This window comes from Aliigemmobacter aestuarii, from assembly GCF_004799285.1.
In the GTDB taxonomy this organism is placed as follows: domain Bacteria; phylum Pseudomonadota; class Alphaproteobacteria; order Rhodobacterales; family Rhodobacteraceae; genus Aliigemmobacter; species Aliigemmobacter aestuarii.
Genome location: NZ_SSND01000004.1, coordinates 1 through 23,652, shown reverse-complemented (window position 1 = coordinate 23,652; position 23,652 = coordinate 1). Strand labels below are relative to the sequence as shown.

General features: G+C 66.6%; 19 protein-coding genes, 1 tRNA gene and 1 pseudogene. 11 read left to right on the top strand and 10 right to left on the bottom strand.

Features of this window, described 5'->3' with window-relative positions; translation table 11 throughout:
- Nucleotides 1-14: 14 nt before the first annotated feature.
- Nucleotides 15-803: an inositol monophosphatase family protein gene (locus tag E7811_RS13750; RefSeq protein WP_136395249.1), complete on the top strand. Its 789-nt coding sequence runs from the start codon at nucleotides 15-17 to the stop codon at nucleotides 801-803.
- 6 nt (nucleotides 804-809) lie between these two features.
- Nucleotides 810-1,823, top strand: a complete 1,014-nt coding sequence (locus E7811_RS13745) for an NAD-dependent epimerase/dehydratase family protein (RefSeq protein ID WP_136395248.1) — start codon at nucleotides 810-812, stop codon at nucleotides 1,821-1,823.
- 3 nt (nucleotides 1,824-1,826) lie between these two features.
- Here the strand turns inward: E7811_RS13745 and E7811_RS13740 are convergent, their stop codons facing one another.
- Nucleotides 1,827-2,570 (bottom strand): rhomboid family intramembrane serine protease, encoded by a 744-nt coding sequence (locus E7811_RS13740; RefSeq protein WP_136395247.1) that lies wholly within the window; start codon nucleotides 2,568-2,570, stop codon nucleotides 1,827-1,829.
- Between the two features lie 177 nt (nucleotides 2,571-2,747).
- Nucleotides 2,748-6,209 (bottom strand): bifunctional proline dehydrogenase/L-glutamate gamma-semialdehyde dehydrogenase PutA, encoded by a 3,462-nt coding sequence (gene putA, locus E7811_RS13735; protein WP_136395246.1) that lies wholly within the window; start codon nucleotides 6,207-6,209, stop codon nucleotides 2,748-2,750.
- A 124-nt stretch (nucleotides 6,210-6,333) separates the two neighbouring features.
- Here putA and E7811_RS13730 point away from each other — a divergent pair, with 124 nt between their 5' ends.
- Together E7811_RS13730 and E7811_RS13725 are read left to right on the top strand one after the other, a co-directional pair.
- Nucleotides 6,334-6,789, top strand: a complete 456-nt coding sequence (locus E7811_RS13730) for an Lrp/AsnC family transcriptional regulator (protein ID WP_136395245.1) — start codon at nucleotides 6,334-6,336, stop codon at nucleotides 6,787-6,789.
- 100 nt (nucleotides 6,790-6,889) lie between these two features.
- Nucleotides 6,890-7,957 carry a calcium-binding protein gene (locus tag E7811_RS13725; protein ID WP_136395244.1) on the top strand — a complete coding sequence of 356 codons (1,068 nt, stop codon included), beginning with the start codon at nucleotides 6,890-6,892 and terminating at the stop codon, nucleotides 7,955-7,957.
- Between the two features lie 20 nt (nucleotides 7,958-7,977).
- On the opposite strand, the gene E7811_RS13720 is transcribed toward E7811_RS13725, so the two are convergent.
- Nucleotides 7,978-8,892 carry a hydrogen peroxide-inducible genes activator gene (locus tag E7811_RS13720; protein ID WP_136395243.1) on the bottom strand — a complete coding sequence of 305 codons (915 nt, stop codon included), beginning with the start codon at nucleotides 8,890-8,892 and terminating at the stop codon, nucleotides 7,978-7,980.
- Nucleotides 8,893-9,007: 115 nt separating this feature from the next.
- Between E7811_RS13720 and katG the strand changes: the two genes are divergently transcribed.
- Nucleotides 9,008-11,179: a catalase/peroxidase HPI gene (gene katG, locus E7811_RS13715; protein ID WP_136395242.1), complete on the top strand. Its 2,172-nt coding sequence runs from the start codon at nucleotides 9,008-9,010 to the stop codon at nucleotides 11,177-11,179.
- Nucleotides 11,180-11,265: 86 nt separating this feature from the next.
- On the opposite strand, the gene E7811_RS13710 is transcribed toward katG, so the two are convergent.
- The 4 genes from E7811_RS13710 to iolD are packed head-to-tail and all read right to left on the bottom strand — an operon-like array spanning nucleotide 11,266 to nucleotide 15,823.
- Nucleotides 11,266-12,126 (bottom strand): class II fructose-bisphosphate aldolase, encoded by an 861-nt coding sequence (locus tag E7811_RS13710; protein WP_136395241.1) that lies wholly within the window; start codon nucleotides 12,124-12,126, stop codon nucleotides 11,266-11,268.
- Nucleotides 12,123-12,962, bottom strand: coding sequence for a 5-deoxy-glucuronate isomerase (locus E7811_RS13705; RefSeq protein ID WP_136395240.1), 840 nt, complete (start codon nucleotides 12,960-12,962; stop codon nucleotides 12,123-12,125). Before E7811_RS13705 ends, E7811_RS13710 begins: the two co-directional genes overlap by 4 nt.
- A 9-nt stretch (nucleotides 12,963-12,971) precedes the next feature.
- Nucleotides 12,972-13,952, bottom strand: a complete 981-nt coding sequence (iolC, locus tag E7811_RS13700; RefSeq protein WP_136395239.1) for a 5-dehydro-2-deoxygluconokinase — start codon at nucleotides 13,950-13,952, stop codon at nucleotides 12,972-12,974.
- The gene (gene iolD, locus E7811_RS13695; protein WP_136395238.1) at nucleotides 13,952-15,823 is read right to left on the bottom strand and encodes a 3D-(3,5/4)-trihydroxycyclohexane-1,2-dione acylhydrolase (decyclizing); all 1,872 of its coding nucleotides are present in this window, start codon (nucleotides 15,821-15,823) and stop codon (nucleotides 13,952-13,954) included. The genes iolC and iolD overlap by 1 nt, the downstream gene beginning before the upstream one ends.
- Nucleotides 15,824-15,941: 118 nt before the next feature.
- Here iolD and E7811_RS13690 point away from each other — a divergent pair, with 118 nt between their 5' ends.
- Genes E7811_RS13690 through E7811_RS13680 form a run of 3 tightly spaced genes read left to right on the top strand, consistent with a single transcriptional unit; the run spans nucleotide 15,942 to nucleotide 19,104 of the window.
- A complete protein-coding gene (locus tag E7811_RS13690; protein ID WP_136395237.1) occupies nucleotides 15,942-17,057 on the top strand; it encodes a Gfo/Idh/MocA family protein in 1,116 nt (371 codons plus the stop codon).
- Between the two features lie 13 nt (nucleotides 17,058-17,070).
- Complete coding sequence (locus tag E7811_RS13685; protein WP_136395236.1) at nucleotides 17,071-17,961, top strand: TIM barrel protein; 891 nt, start codon at nucleotides 17,071-17,073, stop codon at nucleotides 17,959-17,961.
- A gap of 9 nt (nucleotides 17,962-17,970) precedes the next feature.
- Nucleotides 17,971-19,104, top strand: coding sequence for a Gfo/Idh/MocA family protein (locus tag E7811_RS13680; protein ID WP_136395235.1), 1,134 nt, complete (start codon nucleotides 17,971-17,973; stop codon nucleotides 19,102-19,104).
- Nucleotides 19,105-19,111: 7 nt separating this feature from the next.
- On the opposite strand, the gene E7811_RS13675 is transcribed toward E7811_RS13680, so the two are convergent.
- Nucleotides 19,112-20,110, bottom strand: coding sequence for a LacI family DNA-binding transcriptional regulator (locus E7811_RS13675; protein WP_136395234.1), 999 nt, complete (start codon nucleotides 20,108-20,110; stop codon nucleotides 19,112-19,114).
- A gap of 256 nt (nucleotides 20,111-20,366) precedes the next feature.
- On the opposite strand from E7811_RS13675, the gene E7811_RS13670 reads away from it, so the two are divergent.
- On the top strand, nucleotides 20,367-20,600 hold the full coding sequence (locus E7811_RS13670) for a phage tail assembly chaperone (protein ID WP_136395233.1): 234 nt from the start codon (nucleotides 20,367-20,369) through the stop codon (nucleotides 20,598-20,600).
- Nucleotides 20,601-20,628: 28 nt separating this feature from the next.
- On the opposite strand, the pseudogene E7811_RS13665 reads toward E7811_RS13670, so the two are convergent.
- Both E7811_RS13665 and E7811_RS13660 read right to left on the bottom strand, forming a co-directional pair.
- Nucleotides 20,629-21,246 (bottom strand): annotated as a pseudogene (locus E7811_RS13665) (DUF1989 domain-containing protein).
- Nucleotides 21,247-21,385: 139 nt separating this feature from the next.
- Nucleotides 21,386-21,469: transfer RNA gene (locus E7811_RS13660), tRNA-Leu, on the bottom strand.
- A 202-nt stretch (nucleotides 21,470-21,671) separates the two neighbouring features.
- Here E7811_RS13660 and E7811_RS13655 point away from each other — a divergent pair.
- A complete protein-coding gene (locus E7811_RS13655) occupies nucleotides 21,672-23,432 on the top strand; it encodes a calcium-binding protein (protein ID WP_136395232.1) in 1,761 nt (586 codons plus the stop codon).
- A gap of 94 nt (nucleotides 23,433-23,526) precedes the next feature.
- Nucleotides 23,527-23,652, top strand: a 126-nt coding sequence (locus E7811_RS13650; protein WP_281277067.1) for a CoA-transferase, incomplete at its 3' end; no start/stop codon positions are given.

Sequence of the window (23,652 nt, the reverse complement as noted above, 5' to 3'; positions counted from 1 at the left end):
GAAGGAGCCGCGCCATGCAGGGCAGCGCCAACCTGAACCTGATGATCAAGGCCGCCCGAAAGGCGGGCCGCAGCCTCGTGAAGGACTTCCGCGAAGTCGAGAACCTTCAGGTGTCGGCCAAGGGGCCGGGCGACTTCGTGTCGAAGGCCGACCGCGAGGCCGAGCGGATCATCAAGGAAGAACTGATGGGCGGTCGCCCGAGCTATGGCTGGCTGGGCGAGGAAACCGGCGAGACGGCGGGCGAGGACCCGACGCGGCGCTGGATCGTGGACCCGCTGGACGGGACGACGAACTTCCTGCACGGGCTGCCCCACTGGTCGGTATCGATCGCGCTGGAACACAAGGGCCAGATCGTTTCGGCCGTGATCTTCGACCCCGCCAAGGACGAGCTTTACTGGGCCGAGAAGGGCGCCGGCGCCTGGATGAACGACAAGCGCCTGCGCGTGTCGGGCCGTCGCAACATGATCGAGGCGATCTTCGCCACGGGCGTCCCTTTCGGCGGGCGCGGCACCCTGCCCGCGACGCTGCAGGATCTTGCGCGGCTGATGCCGGTCTGCGCGGGCGTGCGACGCTGGGGTTCGGCGGCGCTGGACCTCGCCTATGTGGCGGCCGGGCGCTATGACGGCTATTGGGAACGCGGCATCAACGCCTGGGACATCGCGGCGGGCATGCTGCTGGTCCGGGAGGCGGGCGGCTTCGTCTCGGGCATCCGCGAGGATGACGACCCGTTGGAGAAGGGCGCGGTCATCTGCGGCAACGAGGGCCTGTTCGAGCCCTTCCGCAAGATCATCCGGGGCGAGTGACCGCCGATGCGCCGGGTGCTGATCACGGGAAGCGCCGGGTTCATCGGGTTCCATCTGGCCAAGGCTCTGCTGGACGAAGGTTTTGTCGTCCAGGGCTATGACGGGATGACGGATTATTATGACGTGGCGCTGAAGGCGCGGCGCCATGCGATCCTGTTGCAGCACCCGAACTTCCGGGCTGATGAGGCGATGCTTGAGGATCAGGCGACGCTCGACCGGGTGGCCGATGCCTTCCGGCCGCAGGTGATCGTGCATCTGGCCGCGCAGGCGGGCGTGCGCTACAGCCTTGAAAACCCACGTGCCTATGTCGATGCGAATGTGGTGGGCACCTTCAACGTGATGGAGGTCGCGCGGCGCCACGCGGTGGAACATCTGCTGATGGCCTCGACCTCGTCGGTTTACGGCGCGAACGAGGACGTGCCCTTTGCCGAAACCGACAAGGCCGACACGCCGCTGACGATCTATGCCGCCACCAAGAAGGCAACCGAGGCGATGGGGCATGCCTATGCCCATCTGTGGAACATCCCCACGACGATGTTCCGCTTTTTCACCGTCTATGGCCCCTGGGGGCGGCCCGACATGGCGCTTTTCAGGTTCGTCGAGGCGATCCTCGATGGCCGCCCGATCGACATCTACAACCACGGCGAGATGTGGCGGGATTTCACCTATGTCACCGATCTGGTGCGGGCGATCCGCCTTCTGGTCGATACGCCCCCCGAACGCCCGGCAACCGCCGCAGACATTCCCGCAGGCGACAGCCTGTCGCCCGCAGCCCCCTGGCGGGTGGTGAACATCGGCAATTCCAGCTCCGTCCGGCTGCTGGATTTCGTCGAGGCCATCGAACAGGCCCTCGGCCGCAAGGCCATCCGCAATTACATGGACATGCAGAAGGGCGACGTGCCGCGCACCTTCGCCGATGCCACGCTGTTGCAGCGCCTGACAGGATACCGCCCGCAGACCGATGTGAAGGACGGCATCCGCGCCTTCGTGGACTGGTATCGGGATTACTACGGCCGCTGAGGATCAGCGCCGGGGCACGCGGGGGATGCGCGACTTGTGGAAGCGATAGGTCGCCTCGGGGTGGTCGGGATGGCCGCGGGTCCGCGACCAGAACCCCGCCGCGCCGCGCCGCATCCAGACCGGCAGCGCCAGGACGACCCCCGCGACAAATCCCCCCGCATGCGCCCAGTAGGCCACGCCCCCGCCATCGGTCGGCATGGTGAAACCCGACACCATCTGGAAGGCGAACCACAGGCCCAGCATCACCCAGGCGGGCACCGGGATGATCCGGATGAAGATGAAGATGATCAGCAGCACATCGACGCGCGCCTTGGGAAACAGCAGAAGATAGCCCCCCATGACCCCCGCGATCGCGCCCGACGCGCCGACCATCGGGATCTCGGACAGGGGGTCGGCCGCGAATTGCAGGAAGGCCGCGGCAAGGCCCGACAAGACGTAGAAGACGGCAAAGCCCACATGCCCCATCACGTCTTCCAGATTGTCGCCGAAGATGAACAGGAACAGCATGTTGCCGATCAGGTGCATCCAGCCGCCATGCAGGAACATGTGGCTGAGAAGGCCCGACCATCCGCCGCCCTCGGTCAGGAAGCGCGGGACAAGCCCCCAGTCGTAGAAGAAGCGGCCAAGGCTGACCTCATCCGTCAGGGTCAGGAAATAGCCCAGGAAGATCAGGACGTTCGCCACGATCAGCGCATAGGTGACAAAGGGCGTGCGGCCCGAGGGATTGTGATCGCGGATCGGGAACATGGGCGGCAGAGTTCCGCAATACCGCCGGGCCGTCAAGCGCCGAGTGGGCGCGCCCTGCTGGCCCCGGAACGGGGGATGGCCGGATCAAGCCGGATCAAGGCCGCATCGCTGGCGGGGCGGTGGCGGCACCCCGCAGCAAGTCGGCACAGGTCGCGGATATCCGGGCCAGAAAGACGGTCAGCCTTCGCCGACCGCCGCCAGAAGCTGCGCGTTCCCGCCCGAGGCGGTGGTGTCGATGCAGACATGCCGTTCCAGCGCCACATGGGCAAGGTCTGGCGTGCCGGTGATCAGTGGCAGGATCGGCCCGGGGCGCGCGGCGAGAGCGCGCGCATGGGCGCGGGCGCGGGCATCGGCGTGGCCGTCCCCGCCCCAGAGGATCGCGCCCGCAAAGCCCTGAAGCCGTGTCAGCGCCTCGGGATCAAGCCCCGGTGCTTCCACCGCGAGGCCACCCAGCTTGCGCACCAGTTCCGCCTGCGTCAGTGCCGCCGCCCGGTCGGGGCCAAGGCACAGAAGCGGTTCGCGCGGGAAGGTGGACAGCCGGTTCGATTCACCCGTCGGCCCCGGCAGGTCAAGGGTGTGGATTGGCCGCGCGATCGGGCGCAGCGCCGTCAGGGCCTTCTGTACCGCCGCCTCGTCCGCGCGGCTGCCGTCAGGGGCGCTGTGGGTGGCGGGATGCGCGGTGAAGCGCGACAGGTATTCCGGCCCGCCCGCCTTGGGCCCGGTGCCCGACAGGCCCTCGCCGCCGAAGGGCTGGCTGCCCACCACGGCGCCGATCTGGTTGCGGTTGACATAGGTGTTGCCCACGCGGATGCGGTCCACGATCTGCTGCACACGGTCGTCGATGCGGGTATGCAACCCGAAGGTCAGCCCGTAGCCGGTGGCGTTCACAGCATCCACAACGGCGTCGATCTCGTTGGCCTTGAAGGTGGCCACATGCAGGACCGGGCCGAAGATCTCGCGCTCCATCCGGTCGATGCCCGCGACCCGGATCACGGTCGGCGCGATGAAGGTGCCCGCGGCGGGGGCGGCAAGTTCCTTCAGCACCCGGCCCTCGGCGCGCGCGGCCTCGACATAGGCGCGGATGCCCGCCTGCGCCTCGGCGTCGATCACCGGCCCCACGTCGGTGGACAAGGCCCAGGGATCGCCAAGGGCCAGTTCATCCATCGCGCCATAAAGCATGGGCAGCACGTGGCCGGCGATGTCTTCCTGCAGGTAGAGGCAGCGCAGCGCGGAACAGCGCTGTCCGGCCGACTGGAAGGCCGAGGCGAGGATGTCGCGCACCGCCTGTTCGGGAAGCGCGGTCGAATCCACGATCATCGCGTTCAGCCCGCCGGTTTCGGCGATCAGCGGCGCGGACGGGTCCAGATGTTCGGCCATCGCGCGGCGGATCATCAGAGCTGTTTCGGTGGACCCTGTGAAGCAGACGCCGTTCACGCGCGGATCGCGCGTCAGCGCCGCGCCCACGGTCGGGCCATCGCCGGGAAGAAGCTGCAGCGCCGTCGCAGGCACACCCGCACGGTGCATCAGGTCCACCGCGAAGGTCGCGATCAGCGGCGTCTGTTCGGCGGGCTTGGCGATCACCGCGTTTCCGGCGGCCAGCGCCGCGGCGATCTGGCCGGTGAAGATCGCCAGCGGGAAGTTCCACGGGCTGATGCAAGTGAAGACACCGCGCGGCGGGGCGGAAAGGGTTCCGGCCCCGTCCGCGTAATAGCGCAGGAAATCCACCGCCTCGCGCAGTTCCGAAACGGCATCGGCCTGCGATTTGCCCGCCTCGCGTGCGAGAAGCGCGAAGATCGGGCCGAATTCGGCCTCGTAAAGGTCAGAAGCGCGGCGCAGCACCTCGGCCCGTTCCGCCGGGGCCGCATCCCAGACCCGCGCCGATGCCAGCGCGGTTTCGACATCCGGGGCGGCGGCGGGGATCACGTTGCCCACCGGCGCGCCCGTGGCGGGGTTGCGAATCTCGTCGCGCTGCCCCCCGGCCAGCGGCCCCGCCAGACGCGGGCGGGCGTCAAAGAGGGTGGCCGCATGGGGCGCGCGGGCGGCCTCGATCCGCGCAAGGTCCGCCTCGTCGGTCAGGTCGAACCCGGCAGAGTTGCGACGGGATCCGAACAAGCCGGGCCCGGTGACAAGCGCGGGGTTGGCGATCTGCGCCATCCCTTCCATCGCCGTCAGCGGGCAGGCCGCGACGACCTCGGCCGGCACGTCCTCGTCGACGATCTGGTTGACGAAGCTGGAATTCGCGCCGTTTTCCAGCAGGCGGCGCACCAGATAGGCCAGAAGGTCGCGATGCGCGCCCACCGGCGCATAGATGCGGCAACGCGTGCCCTGCCCGGTCAGCACCAGATCGTGCAGCCGTTCGCCCATGCCATGCAGGCGCTGGAATTCGAAGGCGCGCTTGTCCTCGGCCATGTCGAGGATCGCGGCGACGGTGTGGGCGTTGTGGGTGGCGAACTGCGGATAGATCCGGTCGGTCATCCCCAGAAGCTTGCGGGCATTGGCGATGTAGGACACATCGGTCGCCTGCTTGCGGGTGAAGACGGGAAAGCTTTCCAGCCCCAGGACCTGCGCGCGCTTCACCTCGGCATCCCAGTAGGCGCCCTTCACCAGTCGCACCATGATCTTGCGGTCAAGCCGCGTGGCCAGGTCGTAAAGCCAGTCGATCACCGCGCCCGCCCGGCGGCCATAGGCCTGCACCACCACGCCGAAGCCGTCCCACCCGCGCAGCGCCGGATCGGCCAGCACTCGTTCGATCACCTCAAGCGACAGTTGGAGCCGGTCGGCTTCCTCGGCGTCGATGTTGAAGCCAAGCCCCGCGGCCTTGGCAAGCCCCGCCAGCGCCCGGACGCGCGGCACCAGTTCATCCATCACACGGTCGCGCTTGGCGACCTCATAGCGCGGATGCAGCGCCGACAGCTTGACCGAGATGCCGGGGTTCGACCGGATGTCGCCCTTGGTCGCGGCGGCGGCGATGGCCGAGATCGCCTTGGAATAGGCCAGATGATAGCGCCGCGCGTCGGCTTCGGTGCGCGCGGCCTCGCCCAGCATGTCATAGCTGTAGGTATAGCCCTTCGCCTCAAGCTCGGTCGCGCGCTTCATCGCGGCTTCGATGGTTTCGCCCAGCACGAACTGGCGGCCCATCTCTTTCATCGCGCGCGAGACGGCGGTGCGGATCACCGGTTCGCCCAGCCGTTTGACGGCCGCGCGCAGATGGCCCACGACGCCCGGTTCGCGGTCGTCCAGCACCTTGCCTGTCAGCATGAGCGCCCAGGTGGAGGCATTGACAAGGCTCGAGGCGGACTTGCCCAGATGGCGGCCCCAGTCCGAGGGCGCGATCTTGTCCTCGATCAGCGCATCCATCGTCTCGGCGTCGGGCACCCGCAGAAGCGCTTCGGCAAGGCACATCAGCGCGATGCCTTCGTCGGTGGACAGGCCGTATTCGGCCAGGAAAACCTCCATCAGCCCAGGTTTGGCGCTGGCACGGATGCGGGCCACCAGATCGGCCCCGGCGGCGCTGATGCGGGCGCGGGCCTCGGCATCCAGCCCCGCCTCGGCGATCAGGGCGCGGACCAGCGCGGCCTCGTCCCGGAGGCTGTCATGAGAGATGATCGACCAGGCATTCGGGGCGGCGTCGCGCGGCATCGGGGTGATCCTGTGGCTGGAATCTGCGTTTCGCCCATGATACATCTGATCAGGAAGTCGTTCTTCCTGAAGATGCTTCATATGGTGGCCGTTTGCCGTGAATTTCCCAACTATCGGAGGCAAAATGGAAAGCGTAGACCTTGACCGGTTCGATCGGGCCATCCTGACCATCCTTCAGACCGAAGGCCGGATCACCGCAACCGAACTCGCCCGGCGCATCGGGCTTTCGAAATCGCCCACACAGGCGCGGCTCAAGCGGCTTGAGGAAATCGGTGTCATCACCGGATATCGCGCCCTGCTGGACCCGATCCGCATGGGCATGGCGCATGTGGCCTTCGTCGAGGTGCGGCTGTCCGACACGCGCGAGGCCGCATTGCAGGCCTTCAACCGGGCGGTGCTGACGATCCCCGAGGTGGAACAGTGCCACATGATCGCCAGCCGCTTCGACTATCTTCTGAAGGTGCGGACATCGGACATCCAGGATTACCGCCGGGTCCTTGCGGAAAAGATCAGCGCCCTGCCCCATGTGGCAGGGACATCGACCTATGTGGCGATGGAAGCCGTCAAGGAAACGGGCTGACCACCGCACGAGACGGATAGGCCGACTCGCGCCGGCGTGATAATCTCTGCTGCAATTGTGTGAATGGTAATTTGAACATCATGGCCTGTGGAGCAAAGTCATGTCTGAACCCCTTCTGATTGATGCCGACGCGCGGGTCGTGATCCGCACCCCCTTCGACATGCGCGATTTCAACCTTTCCGATCTTGGCGGGCCGACAACGGCATCGCTGATCGACAGCGACCTGGGCAAGACCGTCGCCGTCTACGGACTGGGCAACATCGCGTATTACGATGAGCTGCGGATCATGGGCCCCGGCCCGATGAGCTTTTTCCCCGTCTTCCTTGGCAGCAACATCACCGAAAGCAGTGGCACGATCACCGGCGGGGCGGTTTACGGCTTTGCCTATCACACCGGCGGGCCGGAATGGGTGAACGGCATCATGGGTTTCGTGGTTTCGGCGGTGGATGTCGCGAACGCGGCGGCAACCTCCGACCGGACGGACGACATCGCCCTGTTGCGGCAGATGCTGGCGCCCGCGAACTTCGTCCGGTTGCTGACCGACGGGCCGCTTCCGCCCGAAGGGCACTACTTCTTTGCCGGAGCGGGGAATGACACCGTGATCGGCAGTTCCTTGGGCGATACGATCCTGGGCGATGCCGGCAACGACCTGATCCGGGGCGGCACGGCGAGCGACCGGCTGATCGGCGGCCTTGGCAACGACAGGCTGCGCGGCGAGGCCGGCGCGGATGTGCTGCTGGGTCAGACCGGCGCAGACCGGATGATCGGGGGCGCGGGCAATGACGTGCTGAAAGGTGGCATCGGTCGCGACCGGCTTGAGGGGCGGCTGGGGGCAGACCTGCTCGAGGGCATGTCGGGCAGTGACACGCTTCTTGGCGGCAGCGCAAACGACCGCCTGAACGGCGGCGGCGGGAATGACACGATGACCGGCGGGGCCGGCGCGGACCGCTTCATCTACAAGGTGAACAGCGGCAGCGATGTCATCACCGATTTCGAGGACGGGGTGGACCGGATCGTGATCCGGGCGCCGGCCGATCAACTGATCGAGTTCGACCGTTTCCAGGTCGGGTCAGATGTCCGGCTCACCGGGGATGAGGTCGAGATCCTGCTGAAAAACTTCAACGTGGCCAATCTGACGGAAGACGACTTCGACATCATCGCCTTCTAGGCCGGATCAGCGCGCCGGGGTCAGTGCGGGGCCTGCGCCGGGGTCTTCGACGTGGCCACGGCGCGGACGACCTCGGCCACCTGTTGCAACTGACGCGCCAGCGGGCTTGACCGCCGCCAGACCATGCCGATGGTCCGGCTTGGCGCGGGCTTGTCGAAATGCGCGATCGACACGGGGGCCGATCCGGTTTCCACCGCCACGGCCATTTCCGGGATCAGCGTGACGCCGATCCCCGCGCCCACCATCTGCACCAGCGTCGACAGCGAACTGCCGTCCAGCAATTCGCGCGGGCGCCGGGTTTCAAGGTTGCAGAACGACAGCGCCTGATCGCGAAAGCAATGCCCCTCTTCCAGCAAGAGAAGCCGCATCTCGCGCAGTGCCTCGGGGTTGGGCACGGGCTTGCCCGCGTCCTCGGCCGGGCGGACAAGCACGAATTCCTCGGAAAACAGGGCGACCTCGGCCAGCGCGGGTTCCGACACCGGAAGCGCGACGATGGCCGTGTCCAGCCGACCCTCGGCCAGTTCGCGGATCAGGCGGTGCGTCACCGTTTCGCGCAGTTGCAGGTCAAGCTCGGGAAAGCGCCGGGTCAGATCGGCGATCAGGCGGGGCAGAAGATAGGGGCCAACGGTCGGAATCACCCCGATCCGCAACCGCCCCGAAAGCCCGCCCCGCGTCGCCCGGGCCAGATCCTGCAACTCGTCGACAGCCCGCAGGATTTCGCGTGCCCGGGCCAGAACCTCTTCGCCGAAGGCAGTCAGGCGGACCTGCCGCGCCCCCCGTTCGACCAGATCGGTACCAAGCGTCGCCTCCATCTCCTTGATCTGCATGGACAGTGCGGGCTGCGAGATGGCGCAGACCTCGGCCGCCCGCCCGAAATGCCCCTGCCGGGCAAGGGCGTCGAAATAGCGCAACTGTTTCAGGGTGAGGTTTATCATAAGGCAAAATTATCACGGCAATCAGGAGATTGGAATTCCACTGATGAACACTTTTTGTTAGAACGATTCCACATTGCCATTGCGGCAAGCCATTCACCCAGATCAGGAGAGACAGATGGACGGTAAAAACGTCAATGAACCCGGCAAGTGCCCGGTGATGCATGGGGCGCTGACCTCGACCGGCAGCAGCGTGATGGAATGGTGGCCCAATGCGCTGAACCTCGACATCCTGCATCAGCACGACACCAAGACCAACCCGCTGAAAGGGTTCGACTATCGCAAAGAGGTCAAGAAGCTGGACGTCAAGGCGCTGAAGGCCGACCTGACCGCACTGATGACCGACAGCCAGGACTGGTGGCCGGCGGACTGGGGCCATTACGGCGGCCTGATGATCCGCATGGCCTGGCACGCGGCGGGCTCGTACCGCTCGGCCGACGGGCGCGGCGGCGGCAACACCGGCAACCAGCGTTTCGCCCCGCTGAACAGCTGGCCGGACAACGCCAACCTCGACAAGGCGCGCCGTCTGCTGTGGCCGATCAAGAAGAAGTACGGCAACAAGATCAGCTGGGCCGACCTGATCCTCCTGGCCGGCAACGTCGCCTATGAATCGATGGGCTTCAAGACCTTCGGCTTCGGCTTCGGCCGCGAGGACATCTGGCATCCCGAAAAGGACGTCTACTGGGGTTCGGAAAAGGAATGGCTTGCGCCGTCCGACAACCGCTATGAGAACGTCGAGGACCCCTCGACGATGGAAAACCCGCTGGCCGCCGTGCAGATGGGCCTCATCTACGTGAACCCCGAAGGCGTGAATGGCCAGCCTGACCCGCTGAAGACCGCGCTTCAGGTGCGCGAGACCTTCGCCCGCATGGGCATGAACGACGAGGAAACCGTGGCGCTGACGGCCGGTGGCCATACCGTGGGCAAGGCCCATGGCAACGGGCGGGCCGAAAACCTCGGCCCCTCGCCCGAAGGTGCGGCGATCGACGAACAGGGCCTGGGATGGATGAACCACACGAGCCGCGGCATCGGCCGGAACACCGTGACCTCGGGCATCGAAGGCGCCTGGACCACGCACCCGACCAAGTGGGACAACGGCTATTTCGACCTGCTGCTGGGGTATGAATGGGAACTGAAGAAATCCCCCGCCGGCGCATGGCAGTGGGAGCCGGTCAACATCCGCGAAGAGGACAAGCCGGTTGACGTGGAAGACCCGTCGATCCGCTACAACCCGATCATGACCGACGCGGACATGGCGATGAAGATGGACCCGATCTACCGCGAGATCTCGGAGCGGTTCCACAAGAACCCCGACCAGTTCGACGATGCCTTCGCCCGCGCCTGGTTCAAGCTGACCCACCGCGACATGGGGCCGAAGGCGCGCTACATCGGCCCGGAAGTCCCCGGCGAAGACCTGATCTGGCAGGATCCGGTCCCGGCCGGCAGCACCGGCTATGACGTGGCGGCGGTCAAGGCGAAGATCGCAGCGGCCGGTCTGTCGGCGGCCGACATGGTCGCCACCGCCTGGGACAGCGCCCGCACCTTCCGCGGGTCGGACTTCCGCGGCGGCGCGAACGGTGCCCGCATCCGCCTTGCGCCGCAGAAGGACTGGGAAGGCAACGAACCGGCCCGGCTGGCGCGCGTCCTTGCGGCGCTGGAGCCGATCGCCGCGGCGACGGGCGCCTCGGTTGCCGATGTGATCGTGCTGGCGGGCAACCTTGGCGTCGAGATGGCGGCGAAGGCCGCGGGCTTCGACATCACGGTGCCCTTCGCCCCCGGACGCGGTGACGCGACGCAAGAGCAGACCGACGCGGAATCCTTCGACGTTCTGGAACCGGTGGCCGATGGCTTCCGCAACTGGCTGAAGAAGGATTACGTCGTGCAGCCCGAAGAGCTGCTGCTGGACCGCGCGCAGCTGATGGGCCTGACCGCCTGCGAGATGACCTGCCTTCTGGGCGGCATGCGCGTGATGGGCACCAACCACGGCGGCACGGCGCATGGCGTCTTCACCGACCGCCCCGGCGCGCTGACGAACGATTTCTTCGTCACGCTGACCGACATGGGCCTGAAGTGGGTGCCGAAGGGCCGCAACCTTTACGAGATCCAGGATCGCAAGTCCGGCGCCGTGCGCCACACCGCGACCCGTGCGGATCTGGTGTTCGGTTCGAACTCGGTCCTGCGCGCCTATGCCGAGGTCTATGCCCAGGACGACAGCCGCGAGAAGTTCGTGCAGGACTTCGTCGCCGCCTGGACCAAGGTGATGAACGCCGACCGCTTCGATCTGGCGTAAGGCACAGGGCGGGGCGGGCCCTGGTCCGCCCCACACGACACGGCGAAACCCCGGACACTGTCCGGGGTTTCGTCATTCCGGGGGGATCATTGTGAAAGGGCGCCCTGCCCCGCCTTGCCGGACGCGCCAAGCTGGCGCAGGACCAGCCGCGCGGCTTCGACCAGCGGCGCTTCGGTTTCCCCAAGCAGCTCAAGCCGGTCGAACCTTGCGGCATCCCGTGCGACAGCTTCGCGCAGCGCCCGGCCAAAGACCTGCCGCAGCTCGGTTCCGATGTTGAACTTGCACACATGCGAGGACGCCGCCAGATCGCTGCGTTCCGATGCCGGAACCCCGGAGCCGCCGTGAATGACCAGGGGCACAACCGTCATCGCCTCGATCGCGCGGATGCGGGGCAGGTCAAGCCCGTTGCCCGCGTCTTCCTGAAGGTGCAGGTTCCCGACCGAAACGGCCATCGCATCGACCCCGGTTTCCTTGGCAAAGCGCGCGGCCTCGGCCGGGTCCGTGCCCTTGGACTGCGCCCCCCGCGCATAGCCGACAAAGCCGATCTCGCCCTCGCAGGACACCCCGGCGGCATGCGCCAGACCGGCAACGGCGGCGGTCAGGTCGATGTTCTGCGACAGCGGCAGGCGCGATCCGTCGAACATCACCGAGGTGAAGCCTTCCCCGATCGCGGCGCGGCATTCCTCGATGTCGGTGCCATGATCCAGATGCGCCACCACCGGCACGCCCGCGCCTTCCCCCAGGTGCCGGAACATCGCCGCCCAGACCGCCACCGGCATATGCGCCCGCGCGCCCGGCCCCGCCTGAAGGATCACGGGCGCCTGTTCGGCCTCGGCCGCGGCGACATAGGCGCGGGCATCCTCCCACCCGAGGCAGACAAAGCCCGGCACGGCATAGCCTGACCGCAGGGCCGGTTGCAGAACCTGTGCCAGCGTGGCCCGCGTCATTTGAACTTGGCCACCATGTCCATAATCCCCGGAATGGTGTGCAGCTGCGCGGCATGGGTCGGCTGGAAATACTGTTTCAGGCTGCGCTGGTTCTGCCCGCCGAGGATGGTGAAGTAATACATCTCGTATCCCGGCAGGACGCAGCAGGGGTGATAGCCACGGTCGATCAGCACGGTCGAGCCATCCATGATGTGATAGGCATCGCCCGGTTCGTTGTCGACGCGCTGCAGCATCTGCAGGCCCGACCCATAGTCAGGCCGGAAGCGGAAATTGTAACATTCGTCGTGCCGGGTTTCCTCGGGCAGGCGGTCGGTGTCGTGCTTGTGGCTGGGAAATCCCGACCACCCCCCTGCCCCCACGGTGAAAAGCTCGCTGACCAGAAGGCGGCCCACGCGGTCATGGTAGGCCGCGCCCAGGATATGCTTGATCTTGCGGTGAGTCTTGGTGTCGTCCGACCCGTATTGCACCACGTCCAGATCACCCGCCCGCACCGCGAAGGGGCGCAGGGTTTCGGCGAACCTCGCGCCCGCGATGAAGGTTTCGGTATCGGTCAGCGCGGTGATGCGCGCGCCGGTGTCGGTGGGCACATAGACGCCTTCGGGTTCGCCATCCCAGACATCCGCGCCGCGATGGCCGATCCCGGCAAAGGCCTCGCCCGCCGTCTCGACCGTCACGGTCCCGGTCGCGGGCACGATGCAGGTTTCATACCCAGCCACGCGATAATCGAAGTGTTCTCCGGCGCGCAGGCGGATGCGGTTGAAATAGACCAGCGGCACGAGGGCGTCATCGGCATCGACGATGGGGCGGTTCTGATTGTCGAAGGGGGCGATGTGCATGGTCTCTCCTCAATCGGCATCGGGGCCGGGGTGTTCGGCAAGAAAACGGTCGAGTTCGGCGCGATCGGGCATCGCAGGCGCGCAACCCACCCGCGACACGACGATTGCGGCGGCGGCCGATCCGCGCAGCACCGCCTCGCGCAGGGGGCGGCCATCGGCAAGGGCCGCGATGAAGCCGCCAAGAAAGCTGTCGCCCGCCCCGGTCGGCTTCAGCGCCGCTGTGCGGTAGATGCCGGTTTCGAACTCGTCATCCGGCGCAAGGGTGATCGCGCCCTTCTCGCCCATCTTGTAGACGGCGATCGCCGCTCCGGCCGTGACAAGGGCGCGCGCGGCTTCCAGTCCCTTGCCGGGATCGCCCGCGAGAAAGCCGAATTCCACGTCATTGCCCACGATCACGTCACATAGCGCGGCGGCGCGCGAACAGACGTCCGAGGCGACCTGCGCCGAAGGCCAGGAATAGGGGCGATGGTCGATATCGAAGATCAGGGGCAGGCCTGCCGCGCGCGCCAGATCGAAGGCCCGGAACGCAGCGCCGCGCGAAGGTTCGGCCGCAAGCACCGTCCCGGTGGCGATCAGCGCCGAATGGGCGGAATAATCCACCGCCTCGACATCGGCGAGGGTCATCGCGAAATCCGCCGCACCATTGCGGTAGATCACCGACTGGCAATCCTCCAGCCGGGTTTCGACAAGGGCCAGCGAATTGCGCGCCTCGCCCGCAACGGCACGCACATGCCGCCGGTCGATTCCATAGCGGTCAAGCTGGTTCAGGCAGAACCGGCCAATGGCGTCATCAGACACACAGGTCACAAGCGCGGCCTGGCAACCCTGCCGCGTCAGTGCCACCGCGATATTGGCCGACGATCCGCCAAGCGCGGTGGTAAAGCGCGTGGCCTCTTCCATCCGCGCGCCGGGGGGATCGGCGTAAAGGTCCATCCCCGCCCGGCCCAGGACCAGAAAGGACCGCCCCGAAAGCCTGGCAAGACCCCCCATCACACGCCCTGCCTTTGCGCCGCGCGGCCGGACTCGACCCCGGCGCGGCTGTCACGCACGCGGGCGCTTTGCGACACCTCGGCAGTGCCGATTTCCCACCAGGCGTGGCCTCGCGTCGTCCAGCCTTCGTAGGGATCGACCTGCATCACGATGACCGTCGTTCGGTCGGCAGCCTGCGCCCGACGGAAGGCGGCAGCCAGTTCCGCCGGATTGGCGACGGTTTCGGCCAGCGCCCCCATTGCCCGCGCATGGGCTTCGAAATCCACCGGGAACGGGTCGGCCACCGTCGGGCAATCGGCGATCAGATTGTTGAAACTGTCCTGTCCGGTGTTGTTCTGCAGCTTGTTGATGACGGCGAAACCACCGTTGTCCAGCACCAGCACGATCAGCTTTTTCCCCGTCAGGACCGAGGAATAGATGTCGGAGTTCATCAGCAGGTAACTGCCGTCACCGACGAAGACGATCGTATCCCGATCAGGCTCTTGTTCGGATTGTGCAATCCGCGCGCCCCAGCCGCCGGCGATTTCATAGCCCATGCAGGAAAAGCCGAACTCCACATCCACCGTTCCGATCCCCAGCGTGCGCCAGTTCGCGGTGATCTCTGCCGGAAGCCCGCCCGCGGCGGTCACGATCCGGTCGCGCGGATGGCAAAGCGCGTTCACCGTGCCGATGGCCTGGGCATAGGAATTCGGGCGGTTTCCGGGGGCCGTGTTCGCCGCGACGTAGTCATCCCAGGCGCGCCGCTCGGCCGCCGCCCGTGCCGTCCACTCTGCAGGCGCGCGATGGCCGCCAAGCGCACGATCCAGCGCCACCAGCCCAAGCCGTGCATCCCCGACGACCGGCAGCGACAGGTGCTTGGCCGCATCATGGCGCGCCGCGTTGAGGCCGATCAGACGCGCCCCTGGCGCGAAGACCGTCCAGGATCCGGTGGTGAAATCCTGCAACCTTGTGCCGACCGCCAACACCACATCGGCGGCCCCGGCGATGGCATTGGCGCTGTCCGATCCGGTCACGCCGATCGGCCCGGCGTTCAGGGGATGGGTGGCCAGAAGGTTCGCGCGGCCGGCGATGGTTTCCACGACCGGGATGCCATGCGCCTCGGCGAAGGCGGTCAGTTCGGCCACCGCGCCGGAATACTGCACGCCACCGCCCGCAACGATCACCGGCCGCCGCGCCGCCCGCAGAAGGGCCGCCGCCTCGGCCAGATCGGCCTCGTCCGGGGTCTGCCTGCGGATGCGATGCACCCGCCGGGCGAAGAAGGCTTCGGGGTAATCCCAGGCCCAGCCCTGCACATCCTGCGGAAGGCCAAGGAAGGCGGGCCCGCAATCGGCCGGGTCCAGCATCGTGGCCAGCGCGGCGGGCAGGGATTGCAGGACCTGCGCCGGATGGGTGATCCTGTCCCAGTAGCGGCTGACGGCGCGGAAGGCGTCGTTCACCCCCAGCGTCGGATCGCCGAAATGCTCCAGTTGCTGCAGCACCGGATCGGGAAGGCGCGTCAGGAACGTATCGCCGCAAAGCATCAGCATCGGCAGGCGGTTGGCATGGGCAAGGGCCGCCGCCGTCACCAGGTTCGCCGTGCCGGGGCCCGCGCTTGCGGTGCAGAACATGAAGCGTCGCCGCAGGTGATACTTGGCATAGGCCGCCGCGGCAAATCCCATCGCCTGTTCGTTCTGCCCCCGGTAAAGCGGCATCTCGTCGCGAACCGGATAGAGCGCCTCGCCCAGGCAGGGCACGTTGCCATGGCCGAAGATGCCGAAGCCCCCGCCGCAGATGCGCGTCTCGACGCCGTCGATCTCGATGAACTGGTTCATCAGCCAGCGGACGATGGCCTGCGCCACGGTCAGCCTGATCCTTCCGTCCGAACCCGACATTCTTCCTCCCCCGCATGGCGCCCCCCGCGTTTCGACAGGAACGGGACTTGCGCGCCGTGCGGACTGAGGATACATCTTTTGCAACCGGTTGCAACCGGGTCGACGACAGGAGGCGCCAATGCGGGAAATCGGGATCGGGCTTGTCGGCGGCGGCTACATGGGCAAGGCCCATGCCGTGGCCCTGTCTGCCGTGGGCGCGGTCTTTGACACTGCCCTCAGGCCCCGGCTTGAAATGATCGCCGCCTCAAGCGCGGATTCGGCCGAAACCTATCGGCGCGCCTATGGATTTGCCCGCGCGGCGCGCGACTGGCGCGACCTCGTCGCCGATCCACGGGTCGAGGCGGTGGTGATCGCCTCGCCGCAAGCCACCCACCGCGCGATTGCCGAAGCGGCCTTTGCCGCGGGAAAGCCCGTCTTTTGCGAAAAACCGCTTGGGGCCTCGCTTGAGGATGCGCGCGCGATGGTGGCGGCGGCAGAGGCCTCGGGCCTGCCGAACATGATCGGCTTCAACTATGTGCGCACCCCCGCCACGCAGTTCGTACGCCGCCTTCTGGCCGAAGGCGCCATCGGACAGGTGACGTGGTTCCGCGGCGAACATACCGAGGATTTCCTGGCCGATCCCGCGCTGCCCGCGACATGGCGGACGACCGGGCGCGCGAATGGCTGCATGGGCGATCTGGCGCCGCATCCGATCAACTGCGCGCTGGCACTGATGGGGGATGTCGCCGAACTGTCGGCCCGGATCGAGACGATCCACACCACCCGCCCCGGCCCGCATGGCCCGGTCGCGGTGGACAATGACGACCACGCCCAGATCATGCTGCGCTTTGCCTCGGGCGTGATGGGGCATCTCTACATCAGCCGCACCGCGACCGGGCGGAAGATGGGCTATGCCTATGAAATCCACGGCACGAAGGGCGCGATCCGCTTTGACCAGGAAGACCAGAACGCGGTCTGGCTCTATCGCGCCGAAGGGCCCGAGGCCGCGCGCGGCTTCACCCGCATCCTGACCGGCCCCGCACATCCCGATTACCTCGCCTTCTGCCAGGGTCCGGGCCATGGCACCGGATATCAGGATCAGATCATCATCGAGGCGCGCGATTTCCTGACCGCGATCGAGACAGGCCGCCCGGTCTGGCCAACCTTCCGCGATGGCCTTGCCGTGGCCCAGGTGATCGAAACGGCCTTCGCCGCATCCGCCGACGGACGCTGGCACAGCGTCCTGACCACATGAGGAACACCCCGAAATGACCATCCGCATCGGCAATGCGCCCTGTTCCTGGGGCGTCGAATTCGCGGGCGATCCGCGCAACCCGCCCTGGCGTCAGGTGCTGAAGGACTGCGCCGACGCAGGATACCGCGGGATCGAGCTTGGCCCCATCGGCTACATGCCCGAAGACCCCGCGATCCTGTCCGAGGCGCTGGCCGAAAACGGGCTGGAGCTGATCGGCGGCGTGGTCTTTCGCCCGTTCCACGATCCCGCCAAATGGGACGAGGTGGTGGATGCGGCGCAGCGGACCTGCCGGGCGCTGGTCGCGCATGGTGCGCGGCATCTGGTGCTGATCGATTCGATCTCGCCCCGCCGGGCACCCACGGCGGGCCGCCCGGATGCCGCCGAACAGATGGACCTTGCCGAATGGACAGCCTTCCGCGACCGCATCGCCACGGTCGCCCGGATGGGTGCCGAGGATTACGGCCTGACCGTCGGCATCCATGCCCATGCGGCGGGCTTCATCGACTTTGAACCCGAACTGGAACGCCTCCTGGACGAGGTGGATGAAAAGATCCTGAAGATCTGTTTCGACACCGGCCATCATTCCTATGCGGGGTTCGATCCGGTGGCCTTCATGCGCCGCCATGTCGGGCGCATCTCGTACATGCATTTCAAGGATATCGACCCGGCGGTGAAGGCGGATGTGATCGCGCGCGGCACGGGTTTTTACGACGCCTGCGGGCAAGGCATCTTCTGCAATCTCGGGCAGGGCGATGTCGATTTCCCCGCAGTCCGGCAGATCCTGCTGGACGCGGGATACGAAGGCTGGTGCACGGTCGAGCAGGATTGCGACCCGACGCTGGATGTCCACCCGGTCGAGGACGCGCGCCGGAACCGCGACTATCTGAAATCCATCGGATTCTGAGGGAAAGCCATGGCCAAACTGAACTGGGGCATGATCGGCGGCGGCGAAGGCAGCCAGATCGGCCCGGCACACCGTCTTGGCGCGCAGGCTGACGGGCATTTCGCCTTTGTCGCGGGCGCGCTGGACCACCGGCCCGATGCCGGGCGCGACTATGCACAACGTCTGGGCATCGCCGCCGACCGTGCCTATGGCGACTGGCGCGAGATGCTGGAAGGCGAACGGAACCGCCCCGACCGCGTCGACCTTGTCACCGTGGCCACACCCAATTCCACCCATTTCGAGATCACCCGGGCGTTTCTAGAGGCCGGGTTCCACGTGCTGTGCGAAAAGCCCATGACAATGACGGTGGACGAGGGCGAAGAGATCGTGCGCACCGCGCGCCGGACGGGCCGCATCTGCGCGGTCAACTACTGCTATTCCGCCTATCCGATGATCCGCCAGGCCCGCGCCATGGTGCGCGCGGGCGAGGTCGGGCGCGTGCGGCTGGTCGTCACGAACTTCAGCCACGGCCACCACGGCGATGCGACGGATGCCGACAATCCCCGCGTGCGCTGGCGCTATGATCCGGCGATGGCGGGGGTCTCGGGGCAGTTCGCCGATTGCGGAATCCATGCGCTGCACATGGCAAGCTTCATCTGCGATGACGAGGTGGAACGCCTGTCCGCCGATTTCGCCTCGACCATCCCCAGCCGTGAACTGGAGGATGACGCGATGGTGAATTTCCGCATGACCGGCGGCACGGTCGGGCGGCTTTGGACATCCTCGGTCGCGATCGGCCGTCAGCACGGGTTCGACATTCAGGTCTTCGGCGAAACCGGGGGGCTTCGTTGGGCTTCGGAACAGCCGAACCAGCTGATTTATACGCCGGTCGGCGGGCGCACCCAGATCATCGAAAAGGGCGAAGGAGGGCTGCATGACGAGGCGCGGCGCCTGTCGCGCGTGGCCATCGCCCACCCAGAGGGTTTTCCGCTGGCGGTGGCGAACATCTATTGCGATCTCGCCGATGCGATCCGGGGAGAAGCGCGCGACGGGCTTCCGGGCGCGGAAAGCGGCCTGCGGTCGATGGCGGCGGTCCATGCGGCCGTGGCCTCGGCCAGGGCGGGGGGCGCATGGGTCGATGCCCGCCCGCCGATGTTCCGCTGACGGTGCGTCAGAGGGGCGGGCGCAGCGTCTGGCGGTCAATCACATCGCAGGGGAAAAGCCGGGATTCAATCGGGCAGTCGGGGGTTTCGATCGTCTTCACCACAAGGTCGATCGCCGCCTCGATGATCTGCGCCACGGGCTGGCGGATCGTCGTCAGCCCGATGTTCTGCCAGCGCGCCATTTCCATGTCGTTCAGCCCGATCAGGCCGATATCCCCGGGCACTTGCAGGCCAGCCTCGCGGATCGCGCTCAGCGCGCCGATGGCCAACAGGTCGTCGCCACAGAAATAGGCCTCGGCCGGGGTGCCGGAAAGCAGGCGCTGCATCTCGGTCCGGCCGGCATCGAAGGTGTAATCGGTCGCGTAGCTGACGCTGACGGAAATGCCGGGATGGGCCTTCAGGGCCTCAAGGAACCCCGCGGCGCGATCCTGCGTCGAACTGGCCCGTTCCGGCCCGCCCAGAAACCCCACCCGGCGGTGGCCCCGGCGGACCAGCGCATCAGCGGCCATCCGGCCGCAGACGATGTTGTCGATCCCCGCGACATGGACATCCGGCGCGGGCGAATGGCGCCCGAAGGCATGAACCACCGGAATCCCCGCCTCGCGGAACGAGGCCGAAAAACTTGGCGGCAGGGTGGAGGACGCCACGATCACGCCATCGACGGAATACTGCCTGAGCATCCGCACCGTTCCCGCCGGATCGGTCGCGGCACTGAGGTTCACCACCAGCGGCCGCAGGCCCCTGTCCTGCAAGCCCCGGGTGAACAGGTCGAACACCTCGAGGATCAGGGGATTGTGGAAGTTGTTCACGATCAGGCCGATGAGCTTGGTGCGTCCGGTCGTCAGGCTTGAGGCCAGCGCATTGGGCGCATAGCCCAGATCGCGCGCCGCCCGTTCCACCTTTTCGCGGGTTCTGGCCGAAACCGACGCGCCCGGCGTGAAGGTGCGCGACACCGCCGAACGGGACACGCCCGCGCGCTCTGCCACGTCCTTCAGGGTTACCGCCATGCCCGTTCCACCACGCCCGCTTTGACATCCCCGGCCTGAGGGCCATGCCCTCGCCACAGGGAGCCAGCCGTTGCACCGGGCCACCTTACACCGCTTCCCGACCGTGTGAAATCGCGGGTTTTCCCGGCCATCCCCGGCGATCTGCAACGGTCCCGCGTCCCCCGGCGCCAGGGCACAGGGGTCGCTGCTTGATATATATCAATCCATTTTTCGGCGATTGCGCGCACGATACCCGCCAGAGAGGATCACCGCACCCATGACCGAATTGCCCTTCGCCCGGAACACAGAAGAGATTGCCGTGCTCTATCATCGCCGCTGTCTCATGGCGACGGAGTGGATCGAAAGCCATCCCGTCGCGCTGGCAGGTCGGGCGCAGTGGCTCGACTATCGCCGCCAACTGATGGTCCTGCCGCAAAAGGCCGAGTGGCCGCAAAAGGTAAGCTGGCCCGAACCGCCCCGACAGGCCCGCCTCTGCGGCGGCACCTGCTGATCCCGGCGGCAAAAGCCCGCCGCCGCCCTCAGCGCGGGCCGTGCAGGATCCGGTAATGCGCCTCGGTGGGCTGGCAATCCGCGCCATTGATCGGCAGCATGTCCTGCGGACAGGCCGACATCGCCACCACGCAATCCATCAACGCACGAAGAACGACATGGTCGCCGGGCTTCGACAGGGGTTCGCCCCAGCTTGTCGATCCGTCCGCCGCAACCGGAATGTTCATCCACAGGTTCAGCGGGCTTGGGCATTCCGGCGCCTCAAGCCCGATCCGCCGCATCGCCGCATGCAGGTTGTCGGTGCAGTTGTCGTGGTAATCCCTGCACCCCAGAAGCCCATAGCGATAATCGTCACAGGCCGCGATCAGCGTATCGTGACGCCCGGGCGACGTATCCTCTTCGATGATCGCGATCGGCCGGCGCCGGTTCGTGATCAGCGCATCGCCCTTGCCCGGCCAAAGCTTGCCAAGCGTCGGCCGCATGTGTTCGTTCGACTAGAATTCGGTCAGGTCCTCGGCGTTGAACACCCATGTATCCACCACCTGCGACCCGTGTGTGTTGATGATCTGGATCGCGTCGCCCTTTCCAAGGCGCACCGCACGACCCCGACGCGCGGGAAGCGTGAAAACTTCGGATTCTGTCGCCATGGCTCCGGCTCCTTCCTGCTGACCGGAAGATCAAACCAGACAGGCCTTGCGCCCGCAAGACGGCCCGTCACGACCTGCGCGTCACGACCTGCCCGTCCCTACGACGGCCGAACGCCGAACGCGGAACGAGCCAAATGGATGGTGCCCGCGGCCGGACTCGAACCGGCATGGCCGAAGCCTAGGGATTTTAAGTCCCCTGTGTCTACCATTCCACCACGCGGGCGGGCGCGCGCAGCATAGCGGCCGCGGCGGCGGGGTAAAGGGATGGCAGGCGGGCGCTGCAGAACCGCTCCACGGCACCCGCATCACCGAAGCGGGAAAAATCCCGCACCCTGAAGATTTGATTTGATCTGCGGAATTTCCGACCCGCATATTCGTAGCTGCATTAGCACCAAGGTTTTACCCAAGGTTTTACGGAGTGACCCATGTTTCTTTCGCACATGAAATTCGTTTCGGTCGGCAACGGCGGACGCCTCGGAAATGGCCGGAACGACCCGCTGAATTCCAGCCAGATCATCTCGGAAACAGGCCGCTTTGTCCTGTTCGCCTCGACCTCCACCGATCTGGTGCCCAATACACCCGGCCCCCTTGGCCTGAACGACCGCAATTTCTTTGTCCGCGATCTTCAGACCGGGCAGACCACGCTGGCCAATACGTTCAGCCTTCTGCAGACGGGCCTCGCCATCACCGTGGCGCTGGCGCCGGACGGAAGCCGCATCGCCTTTCCGAACGCCGCGATCGATGTGCTGGTCGGAACCCCGGGCACCGGTTTCACCGGGGTGGCGAATGCGGGGCCCGGCCTTCTGCTGGAAACCTCGTTCGCGGCCCTGTCGCGCAACGGGCAGAAGGTGGCCGTCGCCGTGGACCGGATCGACAGTTTCGGCGGAACCCGCGGCGGCGACGAGATGGTAATCGTCGATCTTGTCTCGAACACGGTGACGCGCCCCGGCACGCCGACCGGTGAAACCTCGACCTTCGGCCCTGCGTCCCTTTCGGGGAACGGGCTGGCCATGGCCTATACCGGCTATTTCTCCAGTTCGGCCGGGGCCGAGACGAACGGGTATCAGGTGGTCCTTTATGGGACAGGCGGCGGGGCGCGGATCATCAGCCGCGCCGCGAACGGCGATCCGGGCAACGCCACCTCGCGCGAAGCCGAGATTTCCGCCGACGGGCGCTTCGTCGCCTACCGGTCCGAGGCCACGAACCTGATCAGCGGCGATCGGAACGGCGACGATGACGTGTTCCTCTATTCTGCCGCCGGCGGCAACACGCGGCTTGTGTCGGTCGATCAGGCAGGCCGCCAGTTGGACGGCGATTCCTATGGCCCCCAGATCAGCGGCAACGGCCAGTTCGTGCTGTTTTCGCATTCGGGCAATCCGGACGTGACGAAGAACGGGCTTTGGCTGTTCAACGCCGCAACCGGGAAATCGGTGCAATTGCAGGGATCCTGGAACGGCGTGACGCGGACTGGAGACAGTTTCGACGCCGGGCTGAACGTGTCGGCCTACAGCTACGACATTTCCGCCGACGGGCGGGTGATCACGGTGCATGCGACGGACGGCGACCTGCAGCCGGGGGGCGCCACCGACCGGCCCGGCACCTTCGCCCTGTCGAACCCCTTCCTGAAACCGGCCCCGTTCCTTGCGGCCTACAAGGCGGGGAACGCACAGGCGAACACACTGAACGGCTCGGGGCGCGACGACTATATCGAGAGCCGGGGCGGCGCCGATACGCTGAACGGACGGGGCGGCAACGACGACCTCTTCGGCGGGGCGGGGCGCGACCGGATCGACGGCGCGCGCGGCCATGACCGGATGTTCGGCGGAGGCGGAAACGACGCCATCAACGGAGGCGCCGGCAATGACGTGCTGAACGGCGGCGGCGGGCGCGACCGGCTGACCGGCGGCGCGGGCCCCGACGATTTCATCTTCACCCGCGGGTCGGGACGGGACGTGATCACCGATATCCGCACCACACCGGGGCTGGCCGCAGACCTGCGCGACACGATCTGGCTGGATGACCGGCTGTGGACGGGAACCCTCGGCTCCTCCGAGGTGATCCAGCGCTTCGGCACCACGATCAACGGCGACTTCGCCCTTCGGTTCGCGGGCGGCGAGACGATCCTGTTCCGCGGTGTCGACACATTCGACGACCTCTTCAACGGCGCCACGATCGAGCTGTTCTGAAACCTGCGGCCAAGGGCAGTCGCCGCAGTGCGGCGATTGACTCCGCCCGCGCCCTGCCCCACAAAACCCGTGGAGAGTTTGCAGGGGGTTTCCCATGACGAAGGTTTATCCTGACGCGCAATCCGCGTTGGACGGTCTGCTGTTTGACGGCATGACCATTGCCGCGGGGGGTTTTGGCCTTTGCGGCATTCCCGAACTGCTGATCGCGGCGATCCGGGAT